General features: G+C 61.6%; 16 protein-coding genes. 5 read left to right on the top strand and 11 right to left on the bottom strand.

Annotated elements, in window-relative coordinates; translation table 11 throughout:
• Positions 1–61: 61 nt before the first annotated feature.
• A complete protein-coding gene (locus ACSQ8R_RS14165; protein ID WP_436253956.1) occupies positions 62–1,858 on the bottom strand; it encodes an ABC transporter transmembrane domain-containing protein in 1,797 nt (598 codons plus the stop codon).
• 187 nt (positions 1,859–2,045) lie between these two features.
• On the opposite strand from ACSQ8R_RS14165, the gene rpmE reads away from it, so the two are divergent.
• A complete protein-coding gene (rpmE, locus tag ACSQ8R_RS14160; protein WP_038589408.1) occupies positions 2,046–2,267 on the top strand; it encodes a 50S ribosomal protein L31 in 222 nt (73 codons plus the stop codon).
• 125 nt (positions 2,268–2,392) lie between these two features.
• The gene (locus tag ACSQ8R_RS14155) at positions 2,393–2,878 is read left to right on the top strand and encodes an AAA family ATPase (RefSeq protein ID WP_436255474.1); all 486 of its coding nucleotides are present in this window, start codon (positions 2,393–2,395) and stop codon (positions 2,876–2,878) included.
• A 52-nt stretch (positions 2,879–2,930) separates the two neighbouring features.
• Here ACSQ8R_RS14155 and rcdA read toward each other — a convergent pair whose 3' ends face one another.
• From rcdA to ACSQ8R_RS14140, 3 genes are all read right to left on the bottom strand, one after another.
• Positions 2,931–3,443: a protease adaptor protein RcdA gene (rcdA, locus tag ACSQ8R_RS14150; RefSeq protein WP_037077074.1), complete on the bottom strand. Its 513-nt coding sequence runs from the start codon at positions 3,441–3,443 to the stop codon at positions 2,931–2,933.
• A gap of 465 nt (positions 3,444–3,908) precedes the next feature.
• Complete coding sequence (locus ACSQ8R_RS14145) at positions 3,909–4,100, bottom strand: DUF1192 domain-containing protein (protein WP_436253955.1); 192 nt, start codon at positions 4,098–4,100, stop codon at positions 3,909–3,911.
• Positions 4,097–5,395: an MFS transporter gene (locus ACSQ8R_RS14140; RefSeq protein ID WP_436253954.1), complete on the bottom strand. Its 1,299-nt coding sequence runs from the start codon at positions 5,393–5,395 to the stop codon at positions 4,097–4,099. The genes ACSQ8R_RS14145 and ACSQ8R_RS14140 overlap by 4 nt, the downstream gene beginning before the upstream one ends.
• A 189-nt stretch (positions 5,396–5,584) precedes the next feature.
• Between ACSQ8R_RS14140 and ACSQ8R_RS14135 the strand changes: the two genes are divergently transcribed.
• Positions 5,585–5,752, top strand: a complete 168-nt coding sequence (locus tag ACSQ8R_RS14135) for a hypothetical protein (RefSeq protein WP_436253953.1) — start codon at positions 5,585–5,587, stop codon at positions 5,750–5,752.
• On the opposite strand, the gene ACSQ8R_RS14130 is transcribed toward ACSQ8R_RS14135, so the two are convergent.
• The 5 genes from ACSQ8R_RS14130 to ACSQ8R_RS14110 form a co-directional block, all read right to left on the bottom strand.
• On the bottom strand, positions 5,749–6,666 hold the full coding sequence (locus ACSQ8R_RS14130) for a PhzF family phenazine biosynthesis protein (protein WP_436253952.1): 918 nt from the start codon (positions 6,664–6,666) through the stop codon (positions 5,749–5,751). The genes ACSQ8R_RS14135 and ACSQ8R_RS14130 overlap by 4 nt on opposite strands.
• A 29-nt stretch (positions 6,667–6,695) precedes the next feature.
• Positions 6,696–6,866, bottom strand: coding sequence for a hypothetical protein (locus tag ACSQ8R_RS14125; RefSeq protein WP_436253951.1), 171 nt, complete (start codon positions 6,864–6,866; stop codon positions 6,696–6,698).
• A gap of 66 nt (positions 6,867–6,932) precedes the next feature.
• Entirely contained in the window at positions 6,933–7,829 is an 897-nt protein-coding gene (locus ACSQ8R_RS14120) for a fructose bisphosphate aldolase (RefSeq protein WP_436253950.1), read from the bottom strand.
• A gap of 217 nt (positions 7,830–8,046) precedes the next feature.
• Positions 8,047–9,249 (bottom strand): phosphoglycerate kinase, encoded by a 1,203-nt coding sequence (locus ACSQ8R_RS14115; protein WP_436253949.1) that lies wholly within the window; start codon positions 9,247–9,249, stop codon positions 8,047–8,049.
• A gap of 218 nt (positions 9,250–9,467) precedes the next feature.
• Positions 9,468–11,315, bottom strand: a complete 1,848-nt coding sequence (locus tag ACSQ8R_RS14110; RefSeq protein WP_436253948.1) for a potassium/proton antiporter — start codon at positions 11,313–11,315, stop codon at positions 9,468–9,470.
• Between the two features lie 940 nt (positions 11,316–12,255).
• Between ACSQ8R_RS14110 and ACSQ8R_RS14105 the strand changes: the two genes are divergently transcribed.
• Positions 12,256–13,554, top strand: a complete 1,299-nt coding sequence (locus tag ACSQ8R_RS14105; RefSeq protein WP_436255473.1) for an ImmA/IrrE family metallo-endopeptidase — start codon at positions 12,256–12,258, stop codon at positions 13,552–13,554.
• 121 nt (positions 13,555–13,675) lie between these two features.
• On the opposite strand, the gene gap is transcribed toward ACSQ8R_RS14105, so the two are convergent.
• Complete coding sequence (gap, locus tag ACSQ8R_RS14100) at positions 13,676–14,686, bottom strand: type I glyceraldehyde-3-phosphate dehydrogenase (protein ID WP_436253947.1); 1,011 nt, start codon at positions 14,684–14,686, stop codon at positions 13,676–13,678.
• Positions 14,687–14,760: 74 nt separating this feature from the next.
• Entirely contained in the window at positions 14,761–16,743 is a 1,983-nt protein-coding gene (gene tkt, locus ACSQ8R_RS14095) for a transketolase (RefSeq protein WP_436253946.1), read from the bottom strand.
• A gap of 354 nt (positions 16,744–17,097) precedes the next feature.
• On the opposite strand from tkt, the gene ACSQ8R_RS14090 reads away from it, so the two are divergent.
• Positions 17,098–17,370, top strand: a complete 273-nt coding sequence (locus tag ACSQ8R_RS14090; protein ID WP_038589375.1) for a DUF4164 domain-containing protein — start codon at positions 17,098–17,100, stop codon at positions 17,368–17,370.

Here is a 17,370-nt window from a genome sequence, read left to right as displayed (position 1 = left end):
CACTCGGCGCGCCCGGTTCACGTCCAGTTTAGACCCGAGCGAAACACGTTGGCGTGAAGGATCACAGTGCGGTCGCGCTCTGCCGTTCGATGTCGTGGAACTGCAGCCGTGCAAGCTTGGCATAGAGGCCGCCGTCAGCGATCAGGCTCTGGTGGGTGCCTTCCTCGACGATCCGCCCGTCTTCCAGCACGAGGATGCGGTCGGCCTTCAGCACGGTTGCCAGCCGATGGGCGATGACCAGCGTGGTGCGGTTCTTCATCAATCCGTCGAGCGCCTTCTGGACCAGCGTCTCGCTTTCCGCATCGAGCGCCGAGGTCGCTTCGTCGAGCAGCAGGACCGGGGCGTCCTTCAGGATGGCGCGGGCAATCGCGATGCGCTGGCGCTGGCCGCCGGAAAGCGTGATGCCGCGCTCGCCAGCCATGGTGTCGTAGCCGTTGTCGAGCTTCGAGATGAACTCGTCGGCCTGGGCGGCGATCGCCGCGGCGCGGACTGCCTCGCGGCTGGCATCGGGAGCGCTGAAGGCGATGTTGTCGTGGATCGTGGCGGCGAAGATGGTCACGTCCTGGGGGACGATCGCCATGCGGGAGCGCAGGTCGGCAAGCCCCGCACGGCGCAGGTCGATGCCGTCGAGTTTCACCGAACCGGCGGAGGGATCGTAGAAGCGCAAGAGCAGCGAGAAGATCGTGCTCTTGCCGGCGCCGGAGGGGCCGACAATCGCCACCGTCTCGCCGGACTTCACCTTGAACGACAGCGAATTCAGCGTGATCGCGCTGACCCGGGCGGGATAGGCGAAGGAGACCGTCTCGAACTCCACCTCGCCACGCGGCGGGGCGGGGAGCGCCACGGGGTTTTCGGCGTCGCGAATGGCCGGGACTTCGTGCAGCAGTTCGGTCAGCCGCTCGGCGGCGCCGCCGGCGGCGGAAAGCTCGCCCCAGACTTCCGAGAGCTGGCCGAGCGAACTCGCCGCAATCACCGAATAAAGCACGAACTGGCCGAGCGTGCCGGCGGTCATAGTGCCGGCCAGCACGCTCTGGGCGCCGTACCACAGCACGCCGACGATGCTGCCGAAAACGAGGAGGATACCGAAACCGGTCAAAAGAGCGCGGGCCTTGATGGCGGCGCGGGCGGCGTCATAGGCGCTTTCCACCGTGCTGCCGTAGCGGCCGTTGGCGGTTTTTTCGCCGCCGAAGGCCTGGACGGTGCGGGTGGCGCCGATCACTTCCGAGGCGAAGGCCGAGGTCTGGGCCAGCGTATCCTGGGCGGCGCGGGAGCGTTTCCTGACCGAGCGGCCGAAACCGACCAGGGGAAAGACGATCAGCGGTATGGCGCCGAGCACCAGCGCGGAGAGCCGCGGGCTGGTATAGATCATCATGCCCATCGCGCCGAGACAGAGGATGGTGTTGCGCAGAGCCTGGGAGGCGGCGGAGCCGAAGGCAGACTTGATCTGGGTCGTGTCGGCGGTCAGCCGCGAGACGATCTCGCCCGACTGGTTGACGTCGAAGAAGGACGGCGACAGCGACGTCACATGCGAGAACACCTCGCGGCGCAGGTCGGCCACGACCCGCTCGCCGATGGTGATGACGTAGTAGTAGCGCATGGCGCTGGCGACGGCGAGCAAGGAGGCCAACGCCAGCAGCATGCCGAAATAATTGTTGATGAAATGGCCATCCGAGGAGGCAAAGCCATGATCGACCATGCGGCGCACGGCAAGCGGCAGAGCAAGCGTGGTCGCGGCGGCGAGGACAAGGAATACGATCGCCGCGGCGACCATCGAACGATAACGGGCAAGATAGGGAAGGAGCCTTGCGAGCGGTCTTAAGGCTTTGCCTCTCGGCTGGGTTTCTCGGGCGTCTGCCACGTCATCTCCATAGGCTCGAAAGGCGCATTTCTCGGCCTTACGGGTACTTGTACTTCCGGCGACCTTCCTGTATAGGCTCCGCATCGAATTGGGAAGCCGTGACCAGACCGGTCTGCGGCTTCATTTATTAAAGAGGCCTCTCGCTCGCAATTGCGACAAATGGACCTCGCAGAGCAGGAATATCGACATGAAGGCTGGCATCCATCCGCAATACCACGTGATCAAGGTGGTCATGACCGACGGCACCGAATACGAAACCCGCTCGACCTGGGGTTCGGAAGGCGCGACCATGAACCTGGAAATCGACCCCAACTCGCATCCGGCCTGGACCGGCGGCAACCAGCAGATGCTGGACCGCGGCGGCCGCGTTTCCAAGTTCAACAAGCGTTTCGGCGGCCTCGGCCTCTAATACGCTTATTGGCACAAGAGTTACGAAGAGCCTGGCGGTAGCCGGGCTTTTTTCGTTTTGCGGTGTTTGACGGGGAGGAGCCGTTGAAAGAGCAATGCGATATTCCGGCCGCATCCCGGCGGATCATGATCATGGGAAACGGCGGGTCCGGCAAGACCTGGCTGGCGCTAAGGCTGGCAGAGGCGCTTGGCCTGCCGCTCGTTCACCTCGACGACGTGCATTGGGAACCGGGCCGCTACGGAATTGCACGCGACAGGGCGGTTGTGCACGGGGATGTCCGGACGATAGCAGCGGGCGAGGCCTGGCTGCTCGAGGGCATCTATGGTCTCTACGTCGATATCGCCCTGCCGAGGACGACGATGTTGGTCTGGCTCGATCTGAGCGAGGAGGAATGCGTGGCGAATACCATGCGCCGCGGCATTCAGGGCGGCGAGAGCCAGGAGTCCTTCGACGGGCTGGTCAAATGGGTGTCGGAATACAGAACCCGAAAGAACAATTGGAATTCGTTCGACGCTCATCTGAAGCTCTATGAAAGCTTCTCGGGCCAGAAGGTCCGGCTGAGGAGCCGGACCGAGATCGGCGCGTATGTGGAAAAGCTTTTTCAGGCATGAAAAGGCCGGCGCAGCGTCTGCACCGGCTGTGATTGAAAAACCTTGACGGCGATCAGTTGCCGAAGGCGGTGCGCAGCAGGTTGAGCTGGGCGCGGACGCTGTTTTCGTTGTCCGGCAGCACGGCAGGGTCGGCCGGGCGGTAGATCTCGCGGTCGAGAATGGCGACCCGGTTCTGGAGGCGCAGCGAACGTTCGACGAGGTCGCGGAAACCTTCCGGCAGATCGAGCCAGCCCGGGGCATTGCGGTCGACATTGAAACCGTCGAGGCGGACCTTGCTCTTTTCAGACATGACCTGTTCGCGGCTCATCTCGCCATTGTTGACGGCGCGCTGCAGAAGCAGCCAGGAGGCCATCTGCATGAGGCGGGTGGTCAGCCGCATGGACTCGGCCGCGTAAAGAACCGATGCCATGCGCGGCAGAACCTTCGAAGCGGCGCGGCCCGTACCGTCGAGGTAGCTCGCGGTCTCCTCGACCAGCGACATACCTTCGGAGTAGAGCGCCTTGAACTGCGAAGACGCAGCGGCACGGCCTGCAAAACTTACGGTATTCAATCCCTGTTCGGACATCGAAATCATCCTGCTCAACGCAATCACATTCAGGCAATGACAACGGCGGATAAAAGTTCCCATGCCGTTCTGACTGACTTGAAGATGATACTTATAATGGAAATCCGCAAGACGTTTCTTAAGGAAAGGTTAATACCCACAAGAAGTGGTAAACAGCGGCTATGTTCCTGAAATGAGACGCATTTGGACCGCCAATACAGCAGGTTTCCTCTGCGGCAAAGCCGGCTGAAATTGCGGCCGTTGCGGTATCCACGGCAGAAAACGGGAATCGGGTCGGAGCGGCCATAAAAAGAAGAGCCGCGGAAAGGCGGCTCTCAAGGTAAAACAGGGAGAAATCAGACCATTCGCCGAATGGTGAAACTGTCTGAGTCCAGGAAACCTGAACGTCCCTATATTCTGCGTTAATGATTAATATAGTCTTAAATATAAGCAGAAATACTTAGGGTTCCCGTCGGACGCCGACGTTCAGGAACGGAACAGACTGTCGGCCGCACGCCGGCCCGCAGCCTTTGTCTCCTTCTCGGCCTCGATCCGGGTGATCTCCTGCCTCAGCAGATCGATTCGCGATTCGAGCTCGTCGATCGAGAGCATGGAGAGGTCGCAGCCGAGTTCGTGGGTCTTCGGTTTCTTCGGCCGTTCGTCATCGAGAAAGCTCATGATGCCTCCTTTCCGGCATTGGTTTCTGGCCTGGCATTATCCGGCGCCGGGGCGTTGCTCCGGGCGCGCGGGTCGAGCGACAGGCTCTCGGGCGTGGCAAGCGGCGAGGTCGAAGCCGCTGCGGTCGTGTAGGCGTCTCGCTCGGCGATGGGAACCGGCGCTCGCTGGCGGCTGCGGATGATAGCATAGGCGGCCACAAGAAGATGGGCGCCGGCGGTCACCGCAAACAGCGCATGCGGGCCGGCCCAGGTCATCACCGGACCGCCGAGCGTCGGGCCGATGATCGTGCCGATGCCGTAGAGCAGAAGCAGCCCGCCGGAGACCTTCACGAAGTCCTCAGGGGCTGCGAAGTCGTTGGCGTGGGCGACGGCGATCGGATAGAGCGCGTTGGCGGCCGCGCCGTAGATCGCCACCAGCACGACGATCTCATAGGTGCCGGACGGCCGGATCGCGAGGATCGCCAGGCCCGCGAGGGCTGCCGCGGCCGAAAGGCCGGCAAGCACATGACGGCGGTCCATCCTGTCAGACAGCCGGCCCGCCGGAAACTGCATGATAGCGCCGGCGAAGAGCGTGATGCTGACCATCGCCGCCACCGCTCCCTGGTCGAGTCCGGCGCGCGTGCCGAAGACCGCGCCGAGCGTGCCATAGGCGCCATTGGCGACGCCGATCAGGAGGATGCCGATGCAGGAGATCGGGGAATTGCGGAAGAGGCCGCGCAGATCCAGGCGCGCCCGCTTCAGAGGCTGCGGCGAAGCGGCCTTGGACAAAGTCGTCGGCAGCGCGGCGAGGCTGTAGAAAATGCCGCAGATCATGAACAGCGTCGGCGTCGCGATATCCGCGAACGGCACCATCAACTGGCCGCCGACGACACCGAAAAGGGTGATCGAGATATAGAAGGAAAAGATCGTGCCGCGGCTCTCGCTCGTGGCGCGCTCGTTCAGCCAGCTTTCGATGATCATCGAGGTGCCGGCGGTGCAGAAGCCGGTGATGGCGCGTAAGACCAGCCAGGTGTTCTGATCGACCATCAGGCCGGTCAAGAGCACGTTCAGGCAGATCAGCGACAGGAAGCCGGAAAAGGCGCGGACATGGCCGATGCGGCGCACCACGTTCGGCGCCACGAAGCAGCCGATGACGAAGCCGGAGGCCCAGGTGGTGCCGAGCAGGCCGAGCACTTCGTTGGAATAACCTTCCTGCGCGCCCCGCACCGGCAGAAGCAGGCTCTGCAGGCCGTTGCCGAGGAAGAGGAGAAGCGTACCGCAAAGGAGGGCGAGGATTGGAAGAAGGTTTCGTCTCATCTTTGCTACAGTCAGCTCTTTGCGCGAATGCGATCAATCACGGCTCCGCCTGCAAGCATTGTTGCATGCGGGTGAACCGGGCGTTAACGAAAGCGAAGCGGATTACCAATTCCCCGAATCCCCTCCACATCTATCTGTGGTGGAGCTCAAAAATGTCCAGCCTGTGGCGGGTAAGATCGGCAACACCAAATGACAAAAACAATCGCGGTTCTTCTGATCCTCGCCATGCTTGTGCAGATCATCAAGCCGTTCAATCTTCCGGGCTTGAGGCGCAGGGGCGATTTCTGGAAGATTGCCGTCGTCGCCTTCGCGATCTGGAGCGTCGCGCTGATCCTGCGCGAACTCACCACTCTCTAGACGTCGATCGAGCCCCGCATGACCGGTACGCAGCGGCCGGTAATTGCGACATCGGTGACGGTGCCGCCCGCCTTGACCACGTCGAGCTCGATTATGCTGCGGCGACCCATCTCGACGCCCTGTTCGATCGTCACATGCGCCTGGGCATTCTCCTCCGGCGCACGGGTCACCAGCAAGGCGGAGAGTGCGGCCGATGCGCTGCCGGTTGCCGGATCCTCCATGACATTGTCGAGCGGCGCGAACATGCGGGCGCGGATGGCGAACGGGTTTTCCGGGCTGCGGACATACAGAAAGACAGGGAAGTCCAGGCCGGCGCCCGCGTGTCTTGCCGCTGCCTCGCGGAAGAGGGTGATGTTCGGCCGGGCGGCGGCGAGTGGTTCGAGACCATCGAGCTCGGCGATCGCAAAGGCGAGGCCGACGGAGGCGAAGACCGGCTTATGGCCGGTGGTGCGGATGTGCTTCGTATCGATCGAAACGCAACCGGCGATCAATCCGGGCTCGATCTCGACGCCGATCTCCAGCGGGCGCGGTGCGCGGATCGTGGCGCCAATCACTTCGGCCGCTTCCCGCAAGAGCTTGATCTCCACGAGGCCGGCGATTTCCTCGAAACGAAGCGTGTCTCCGACCGGCCTGCCGAACAGGTCGGCGCGCTGGCCGAGCACATAGGCGGTGCCGACATTCGGGTGGCCCGCAAAGGGGATTTCCATGGTCGGCGTGAAGATGCGCACCCGGGCACTGTTTTGCGGGTTTTCCGGCGGCAGCACGAAGGTGCTTTCGGCATAGCCGAATTCGATTGCGATCTGCTGCATCTGCCGGTCGGTCAGCCCGCGCGCATCCGGCACGACAGCGAGCGGATTGCCGGCGAAACGCTCGGTCGTGAAGACATCGACGGTGACGAAATCGGCGGTCGGCATGGGCGGCACTCCAGGATTGGAACAGCTGTTTACCGCGCGGCGGCGAAGCCTGCCAACCAATGTTTGTGATGCTGAGCATCAGCAAAACAAAAGGCCGCTCCGTTGCCGGGGCGGCCTTCTTCCTCCTCCTTGAAAAGGCGCTCCTCAAGCGGCCTTTTCGAGATCCTTTTCCAGCTTCCCTTGGCGGCGGGCGTGTTCATCCCGGCGTGGTGCGGAAAGGCGCGCGGCCGGTGGAGACATGCTCCACGACCGATAACGGCATCGCCTCAGGATTTGTTGACGCTCGCGGCGTAGATCTGATCGATCGTTGCGCCCAGGCTCGCGTCGAACTCTGCGTCGCTCATCGTGACGCGCAGGTTTTCCGCGAGAGCGCGCGAGAAACTGGCGATCATGCCATGGTTATGGCTGAGCTTTTCGCAGGCGTCCGCGGTGCTGTAGCCGCCGGAAAGGGCGACGACGCGGATGACCGACTTGTGGGCGACCAGCGGAGCGTAGAAATCGGCGACCGTCGGGATCGTCAGCTTGAGCATGACCGTCTCGCCTGCGGGAAGCTTGTCGAGCTGCTGCGCGATCTCGTCGCGCAGGATCGCTTCGGCCTCTTTCTTCGTCGGGCTCTTGATGGAGACTTCCGGCTCGATGATCGGCATGAGGCCCTGGCCGATGATCTGACGCGCGACCTCGAACTGCTGCTTGACGACGGCAGCGATGCCGGCCTTGTCGGCATGGGCGATCACCGACCGCATCTTGGTCCCGAATATCCCCTTTTCGCGACCGCGGATCAGTAGAGCGTCCAGTTCGGGCATCGACTTCATCGTCTGGACGCCGTTTTCCTCGGCATTCAGGCCCTTGTCGACCTTGAGAAAGGGGACGACGCCGCGTTTGTGCCAGAGATAGGACGGAACGGCCTCGCCTTCGACGTCGCCGTCCATGGTCCGCTCGAACAGGATGGCGCCGATAACCTTGTCGCCCGTAAAGGCGGGTGCGCTCATGATGCGGACGCGCATGGCATGCACGAGGCGGAACATCTCGTCGTCGCCCTGATAGTCGGTCTCGGAGACGCCATAAAGACGCAACGCTCCAGGTGTTGAACCGCCGCTCTGGTCCAGCGCGGCGATAAATCCGGGCGCGGAACTCATCTTGTTCAACATCTTGGCGTCCACCATACTACACTCCTGTTCCTCAGTTGGCGCGAAAACGCGCTCATCTCCCTAAGTCGTCATTCGCCGATAACAGAAGTTATTTTAAAGGGAAATCCACCCTTAAGCTATTGAAACGTTTGAATTCATTTCAATCGTTTAAAACATCTAAAATATTTTAAACCCGTTAACTTCAGAGCGCGCCGCCCTATATGCGCGCGCTCTGATTCCGAAAGATGACAGATCAGGCCGTCTTGATCAGCACCGAGACGCCGGGCAGTTCCTTGCCTTCCATCCATTCCAGGAATGCGCCGCCGGCGGTCGAGACGTAGGAGAAGTCGTCGGCGGCACCGGCATGGTTGAGGGCTGCGACCGTATCGCCACCGCCGGCAACCGAGGTGAGCTTGCCGGCCCTGGTCTGTTCTGCCGCGTGTTTTGCGGCAGCGACGGTCGCCTTGTCGAAGGGTTCGATCTCGAAGGCGCCGAGCGGGCCGTTCCAGACGAGCGTCGAGGCCCTGGAGATCCAATCGTTGACGGCTGCGACCGACTTCGGTCCGACGTCGAGCATCATGGCGTCGGCCGGGATGGCGTTGATATCCACCACCTCGTTGGCGGCACCCGCCTTGAATTCGCGGGCGACGACGCCGTCGACCGGCAGCACGATGGCGCAATTGGACGCTTGCGCTTCCGCCATGATCTTGCGCGCGGTGTCGGCCAGGTCGTGCTCGCAGAGCGACTTGCCGACATTGATGCCTTGAGCGGCGATGAAGGTGTTGGCCATGCCGCCGCCGATCACCAGCGCATCGACCTTTTTGACGAGGTTCTGCAGCAGGTCGATCTTGGTCGATACCTTGGCGCCGCCGACGATGGCGACGACCGGGCGGGCCGGGTTGCCGAGGCCCTTTTCGAGCGCTTCGAGCTCCTCCTGCATGGTGCGGCCGGCATAGGCGGGCAGGTGGTGCGCCAGGCCTTCCGTCGAGGCATGGGCGCGATGGGCGGCGGAGAAGGCGTCGTTGACGAAGATGTCGCCGTTCTTGGCAAGCGCCTCGGTGAAGCCCGGGTCGTTCTTTTCCTCGCCCTTGTGGAAACGGGTGTTTTCGAGAAGCAGGATATCGCCGTTCTTCATGCCCGAGATCGCCTGTTCGGCTTCCGGACCGATGCAGTCGGAGGCGAACAGGATCTTCTGGCCGAGCACCTGGTTGACGGAAGAGACGATCAGCGACAGCGACATGTCGGCGACCGGCTCACCCTTCGGGCGGCCGAAATGGGCGAGCAGGATGACCTTGGCGCCCTTCTTCGCAAGTTCCAGGATGGTCGGCGCGACGCGCTCGATGCGGGTCGCGTCGGTGACCTTGCCGTCGGCGACGGGGACGTTGAGATCGACGCGCACGAGCACGCGCTTGGCTGCGATATCGGTGAGGTCGTCAAGGGTTTTGAAGGCCGGCATGATGCTAATCCAGTTACTCGGGAAATGTGCAGCGGACCATACTATGCCTGACCGGCGACGCAAGACGATTGGTCGCAACCATGTCCATTCCGTAAGCCGCCGACAGGCTGCACCGTCATTCTACTGCGATACCGCCGCGGGTGGAGGAGTTGTCTGGGCTGCTGCCGATCATGCCACGCAAAGGCTGCGGAGAGGATGGCTGCCGTTCCGGCTGCGCCCTATACCGGACCTTCCGGCGGCACGGTGCCCGGTTTTACCGGCACGTGCTTGCCGCGATATTTGCGGACCAGATCGCGGATGCGGTGGGCGATCTCGCGCATGTTGATGAAGATTGGCAGGTTGGTCGCCGGCTCCACCGGTTCCAGCGAAATGCCGATGCTGCGGATATGTTCGTGCTCGTCGAGTTCGCGCACGATCAGGATGATCGAGCCGAAGCGGATGCGGTCGGCATAATCGGCGCGGCCGCCGAGCCTGGAGGTCACCAGGTCGCCGACGGTCATGTTCTGCTCGTTGGCCGAAAGCAGGCCGGGGCCGTAGGCCGCATCGAGTTCCTTGGCCGGGCGCGTCGGCGAAATGGCAAACGCGCCAAAGAATTCCGCATCGTCCTCGTCGACGGGAACCTGGCTTGCGAAGATGCGGTCGAGCAGTTTCGAATAGGCGGGCGAGATGAACAGGTAGACCTGGTCGTTCTCCTTCAGCCGGCCGGCATATTGGTAACGCATGCTGCGGCCGTCGCGGATGACCAGCGAGGGCATCGCCCAGCGGGGGATGCGCTCGCCCTGCAGGATCGGGCTGTCCTTCATGACGCGGTAGGAGATCAGCTCGTGATGGGCGGTCCCGGGCAGGTCGAGCTCGATCTTGTCGACGGCGCCGATGCGCGGCGGAATGATCAGGCCGAGCTTGTGGGCGACGGGCTTGATCGTCCAGCCCTGGACGAGCAGCGAGACCAGCACGATGATGAAGGTGATGTTGAAAAACAGCTGCCCGTTTTCGACGCCGCTCAGGATCGGCATGATCGAAAGCAGGATGGAGACGGCGCCGCGCAGGCCGACCCAGGCGAGGAAGCTGGTCTCCTGCTGGGTGAAATCGTAGGGGAGAAGGCTCAGCCACACCGCGATCGGCCGGGCGACGAAGATCAGGAAGAGCGCGAGCCCGATCGCCGGCAGAAGGATGGCCGGGAATTGCGACGGCGTGGCGAGCAGGCCGAGCACCAGGAACATGATGATCTGTGCAAGCCAGGTCAGCCCCTCGTTGAAGCGGACGATCTGGGACTTGGCGAACATCTTGCGATTGCCGGAATAGATGCCGGCGACATAGACCGCCAGGAAGCCGCTGCCGCCCATGGCGCCGGTGAAGGAAAAGACCAGCAGCGCCAGCGTCAGCACGAAGATCGGCGCCAGGCCGCGATCGGAGGTGAAGCGGTTCAGCACCCAGACGATCATCATGCCGCCGAACAGGCCGCAGATGACGCCGAGCCCCATTTCCTCGACGAACAGGAACAGGAAATGCAGGTCGAGGCCGGAAAACCCCTGGCCGGTCGCCAAGAGTTCGGCGAGCGCGATCGTCAGGAAGATCGCCATCGGGTCGTTGGTGCCGGATTCGACCTCCAGCGTCGAGCGCACCTTGTCGCGGATGTTGATGCCGCTGACGCGCAAAAGGAAGAAGACGGCGGCCGCATCCGTGGAGGCGACGATCGAGCCGAGCAGCAGGCCTTCGAGCCAGTTGAAGCCGAGGAGGATGGACGCCGCCAAGGCGACGATGCCGGCGGTCAAAAGCACTCCGACCGAGGCGAGCGTGACCGCCGGGGCGGCGGCAATGCGAAACGAATGGATGGGAGTCATGAAGCCGGAATCGAAGAGCACGATCGCCAGCGCCAGATATCCCAGCATGAAGGTGAAGGAATAGTTTTCGAAATTTATGCCGAGGCCATCGACCCCGGCGAGCAGGCCGATCGACAGGAAGACCAGCAGGAGGGGCGCGCCGAAGCGGAAGGCGAGGAGGCTCGAAAGCGCAGCCGCCAGCACCAGGACCGTGCCGACCAGCAGGACGATGTAAAAAGCCTCCACCTAAAAGTCCCTTCCTTCACACCTCTCGCCGACACCATCCCCGTTCGCAGCCCCGGAAACCGGAACTGTGCCACGCCGCACCGCGGCCATGCCAGAATGGGGCAGATGCCGGCCGAAGGCCAGCGAATCGACGGATCGATTAGGCGGGAACAATTCCGGCAAGAGAAGGGCAGGGGAGAGCCAAGAGAGGGGCGGGGGATAAAAAAGACCGACTCGTGCCTTGGTGCCGATGGCTTTTCAAAGATCGGAGAGCCCACACGAATGCGGAACCTCAGTTAAGTTTAGTAATGTGGCTCCGCATTCGCGTGGCCTTCGGCGTCTTGTCGGGGCTTCCGGCCCCTACAGGTGATCACCTCGCCTCGCTGCGTGGCTTCGTTCGCGGCTTCCTTTCGGGAAACCTTGCCACTTGCACGGCTCAACCGAACCCGGCCCGGCGGCCAGGGGGAGGCTTGATAGGGTTCGGGTTGCCCCTGGCCCCATGGCTTTCACCTCTTCCACCATCCCCGCACGTTACGGTTAGGGTGGAAGCGCCGGCCCCGCCTGCCCGCGAACGTCTCGCGAAACACTCCGGTGGTGGGAGCGAGGAGATTGTAGGCGTGGGTTGGAGGGGTGTGGATGACGGTGGGTGAAAAAATGTGGTGGCCGGTCGTAGTACAGAATTTTGATTTGTATCCTCGGAAGCGAAGGTCACCCGTGACCCCTCTCGGTTCAAAGCGGACTTTAGATGCATCGAGGGTGGCGGGGAAGCTGCGCCACTAAGCAATCAGCCTTACATGCTGTCAAAGATCAACCGCCGCGCCGTTCAATCGGCATAAGCGTGATCTCGCGTTTGAACAAGTTGTTTATGACGGCAGGTCCCAAGAACAATTGTCTTTGCAAAACCTGTTTGCCATTTAGAATAACAGCGATTTCTGAAAATTCTGCAGCGTCGAGGCGAATGATGAATTCGACAAGTAAAGGCGACAGTCTGGAGGATGCGTTCCATCAATATCTTCTTGATCAGCAAGATCATGGAGAGCTCGTGTTTGGAGCCTATCCGCCAGAAAACTGCAAAATTTTTAGGAAGAAGGAATATTACTGTCGTGAACGCGAGGCGAATGTTGAATTCGATATCGCTTTAGAGCTGTATCGAACAGGAAGAGACACTCCTCACCTTTATGTCATTTTCGAGTGCAAAAACCATGATGCGAGCATCTCAGAAATCTACGTAAACGATTTTTCATCAAAAATTGGTCGCATATTTCCGCATGCGGTCAAGGGCATTATCGTCGTTACTTCAAGGTTGCAGTCTGGAGCCGAGAAGGTTGCCAGAAACGCTCGAATGGGTATCGTCAAGTACGATGAGCATGGCTTGGAGATCATCGCCGATCGTCGAGGGGCGTGCGTTGAGCATGGTTTTGTCCGCTCTCAAATCTTCCGAAGTGATAATCCTACCAAGTCGCTGAAGTTTTCGGCCTATCACGATGGAAATTATTTTGGGACGATCGACGATCTCTTAACAAACCTCGATCCTGAGCTGACCAGCCACGTTCGACACCAAAATGAGAGCGGGAGTCTATCGGTACCTTTTCTTTCGATAGAGCAAATAAAAGACTCTGCTGCGAGAGTGCTCGAACTCGCCAATTACGAGGCCGGGGCGGTGGATCTCTCAAAGATTTGCCGGAGCCTATCCATTGATCTGCAGTTCGCCGATCAAGCTATATTTGACGCGGACGGTGTCTCCATCTTGGGATCGGCAAACTTCGGGCGAAAAACGATACAGATAAATTCGCACACACATGAAACGCGAGAGCGCTTTACGATCGGCCACGAAATTGGCCATTTCTGCTTAGACCATGAACGATATTTGCGTTCCGAGACGATAATCGAGCGCGATCTTTTCATCACGCGCGACCAGGGCAACAGCTTTAATTACGAGCGCCTAGAATATCAGGCAAATGCCTTCTCTGCGGAGCTTATCTTGCCAGATGCTGCTTTCCTGCGGAAGACAGCGCATTTCCGCCGCGATCTAGACATGAGAGATCGAGGGCATGGATACATATTTGTCGATGACCAGCCCTGTAATTACGTCCTCTACGAGGAATTACTGTCGCGCCTGTCGACCTACTTTGAGGTTTCGAAACAGGCTATTGAAGTCAAGTTTAAAAAGGCGAAACTGCTCACCGATAAGAGAAGGCGAAACGAGGCTTCTCCCATGTCTCGGGTGATTTCCGATTTGACATCATCTCGAAGGTCTTGACGTGAATTGTCTGGACTAATTTAGGCCCGACACACCACCACCCCCACAAACAAAAACCCCCTCCCTTGCGGGAGGAGGTCCATATCCTGCCGATGCCACCCGAAGGCGGCCTCTGTAATCCTCAGATCAGCTTCGAGAACGCAACGGCCGTGTCGGCCATGCGGTTCGAGAAACCCCATTCGTTGTCGTACCAGGTGAGGATGCGCACGAAATTGCCTTCGAGCACCTTGGTCTGGTCGATCGCGAAGATCGAGGAATGGCTGTCGTGGTTGAAGTCGCGGGAAACGAGCGGTTCTTCGGTGTAGCCGAGGATGCCCTTCAGCGCGCCGTTGGAGGCGGCCTTGATGGCTTCGTTGACTTCGGCGACCGTGGTCGTCTTCTTGGCGACGAACTTGAAGTCGACGACCGAGACGTTCGGGGTCGGCACGCGGATCGAGGTGCCGTCGAGCTTGCCCTTCAGGTGCGGCAGGACGAGGCCGACGGCCTTGGCGGCGCCGGTCGAGGTCGGGATCATCGACAGGGCTGCGGCGCGGGCGCGGTACAGGTCCTTGTGCATCGTGTCGAGGGTCGGCTGGTCGCCCGTGTAGGAGTGGATCGTGGTCATGAAGCCATGATCGATGCCGATCGCGTCGTCGAGGACCTTGACCACCGGAACCAGGCAGTTGGTGGTGCAAGAGGCGTTGGAGATGACCAGGTGTTCGCGGGTCAGCTTGTCGTGGTTGACGCCGAAGACGACGGTCAAGTCGGCGCCGTCGGCAGGCGCCGAGACGATGACGCGCTTGGCGCCGGCGGTCAGGTGCAGGGCTGCCTTGTCGCGGGCGGTGAAGATGCCGGTGCATTCGAGCGCGATATCGACGCCGAGTTCGCCATGCGGCAGGGTCGCCGGATCCTTGATCGCGGTCACCTTGATCGGCTTGCCGCCGCCGACCGCGATCGTGTCGCCCTCGACCTTCACGTCGGCCGGGAACTTGCCGTGGATGGAATCGTAGCGGAGCAGGTGGGCATTGGTCTCGACCGGGCCGAGGTCGTTGATGGCGACGACTTCGATGTCGGTGCGGCCGGATTCGACGATTGCGCGCAGGACGTTGCGGCCGATGCGGCCAAAGCCGTTGATGGCAACTTTTACAGTCATGTCATTCTCCCGAAAATGTGCGGTCTGTCTTGGCGGGGCGCGCCGGACGCGCCCCTTTCATGGTCGGTCTTGGCTCAGGCGAGCTGTTTTTCAGCTGCGGCAACAACCGCTTCCGCGGTGATGCCGAAGTGCTTGAAGAGGTCCTTGGCCGGGCCCGAGGCGCCGAAGGACTTCATGCCGATGAAGGTGCCCTGCGGGCCGATGAAGTGGTCCCAGCCTTCGCGCACGGCCGCTTCGACGGCGATCTTGACCGGCGAATTGCCGATGACCGCGGTCTGGTAGGATTCCGGCTGGTCGAAGAAGAGTTCGACGCAGGGGACGGAAACGACGCGGGTCGCGATGCCCTTGCCGTCGAGCACGCCTTGCGCCTTCAGCGCCAGTTCGACTTCCGAGCCGGAGGCGAAGATCGTCACCTTGGCGTCGGCCGCCGAGACGAGCTCGTAGGCGCCCTGGGCGCAGAGGTTCTTCTCTTCATAGGTCTTGCGGGCCGGCGTCAGGTTCTGGCGGGTGAGCGCCAGGCCCGACGGGCGGTGCTTTTCCTTGAGCGCCAGCTGCCAGCATTCCGCCGTCTCGGTCTCGTCGGCCGGGCGGAACATCAGCAGGTTCGGAATGGCGCGAAGTGCGGCGATCTGTTCGACCGGCTGATGGGTCGGGCCGTCTTCGCCGACGCCGATCGAATCATGCGTCCAGACGTGCACGACGCGGATGCCCATCAGGGCCGCGAGGCGGACGGACGGACGGCAGTAATCCGAGAAGATCAGGAAGCCGCCGGAATAGGGGATCAGGCCGCCGTGCAGCGCGATGCCGTTCATGGCTGCCGCCATGCCGTGCTCGCGGATGCCCCAGTGCATGTAGCGGCCGGAAAAATCGGTCGGGGTGATCGACTTCATCTGGCTGGTCTTGGTGTTGTTCGACGGCGTCAGGTCGGCCGAGCCGCCGAGCGTCTCGATGACGATGCCGTTGATGACTTCGAGCGCATCCTCGGAGGCCTTGCGGGTGGCGACCGTCGGGTTGTTCTCGGCGATCTTCTTCTTGAAGGCGTCGATGGCGCTGTCGAAATTGCCCGGCAGGTCGCCGGCGAAACGGCGCACGAATTCGGCCTTCTTGGCGGTTTCGGTTGCAGCGAGGCGCTCTTCCCAGTCCTTGCGGGTCTTGGTCGAGCGCAGGCCGGCAAGGCGCCAGGCATCGAGAACGTCGGCCGGAACGGTGAAGGCTTCCGCCTCCCAGTTCAGCGCCTTGCGGGCGGCGGCGATTTCCTCGGCGCCAAGCGGCGAACCATGGACCTTGTGGGTGCCCTGCTTGTTGGGGGCGCCGAAGCCGATGATGGTTTTGGCCGCGATGAAGGTCGGGCGGTCGGATTTCTGGGCGGCTTCGATCGCGGCCGAGATCTGCTCGACGTCGTGGCCGTCGATCTCTATCGTGTTCCAGTGCGCGGACTTGAAGCGCATCACCTGGTCGGTCGAGTCCGACAGCGAGACGGCGCCGTCGATGGTGATCGAGTTGTTGTCCCAGAAGAGCACGAGCTTGTTGAGCTTCAGGTGGCCGGCAAGCGCGATCGCTTCCTGGCTGATGCCTTCCATCAGGCAGCCGTCGCCGCACAGCGCGTAGGTGAAGTGGTTCTGCAGGTCGGAGCCGAATTCCTCTTCCAGCTTGCGTTCGGCGATCGCCATGCCGACGGCATTGGCGATGCCCTGGCCGAGCGGGCCGGTGGTGGTCTCGATGCCCGAGGCATGGCCGTATTCCGGGTGGCCGGCGGTCTTGGAACCGAGCTGGCGGAACTGCTTCAAATCCTCCATCGTCATGTCCTCGTAGCCGGTGAGGAACAGCAGCGAATAAAGAAGCATGGAACCGTGGCCGGCCGACAGCACGAAACGGTCGCGGTCCGGCCAGAGCGGGTTCTTCGGGTCGAACTTCAGATAACGGGTGAACAGCACGGTCGCGATGTCGGCGGCGCCCATCGGCAGGCCGGGATGGCCGGAATTGGCCTTCTCTACAGCATCCATGGCAAGGAATCGGATCGCGTTCGCCATCCGGTTATGTTTGTCGAGAGAGGTCATGGCTAATCCGCTTTTTACGGGTGTCGGTCACGGTCCGCGTGGGACCACTTGAAGGGCGGCCCGGGGACCACCTGAGAGCGGCTGATCCTTAGCAGGTGCAACGCGCAAGTCAACAAAAGCACCGCCCTTACGAGGGGGTGATGACGAACTTTCCTGCAGCCTGCCTGAATTGTAAGCAGCAGGTGGGCAGCCTGTGTCGAGCGGCAGAAACATAGGTGACGATCCACAGTTAGGACACGTCGGAAGGACCTGGATTGATTGACCGGCTTGCGGGCGGTGAATAGTCTTCGGCCCTTGTTGGAGACGCCGGTCGTATCGATTCGGCGCATTTCGCGTATCGACAGGAAGCTTCGCATGCCGTCGGAAAAGACGATCGACATGGTGATTTCGGAACTCAGGGCGGCGATCGGCGGTCTGGAGAGCGCCGTCGATGCGCGCATCGAGCGCCAGCGCGAAACCCAGGACGTGGAAGGCGAGGTCCGCCGCGTGCACGCGGACCGGGCACGGCTGGCGCAGGAACTCGACCAGTCGCAATTTCGCGCCAATCGGCTGGAAGAAGTCAACCGGGAAGTCTCCCGGCGCCTGGTGACGGCGATGGAAACCATCCGCGCCGTGCTCGACCGCTGA

Origin of the sequence: Neorhizobium sp. LjRoot104 (genome assembly GCF_964253725.1) — a bacterium.
GTDB lineage: Bacteria > Pseudomonadota > Alphaproteobacteria > Rhizobiales > Rhizobiaceae > Neorhizobium.
Note: the sequence above shows the minus strand (reverse complement) of the source record. Positions and strands in the feature narration are given on the sequence as shown.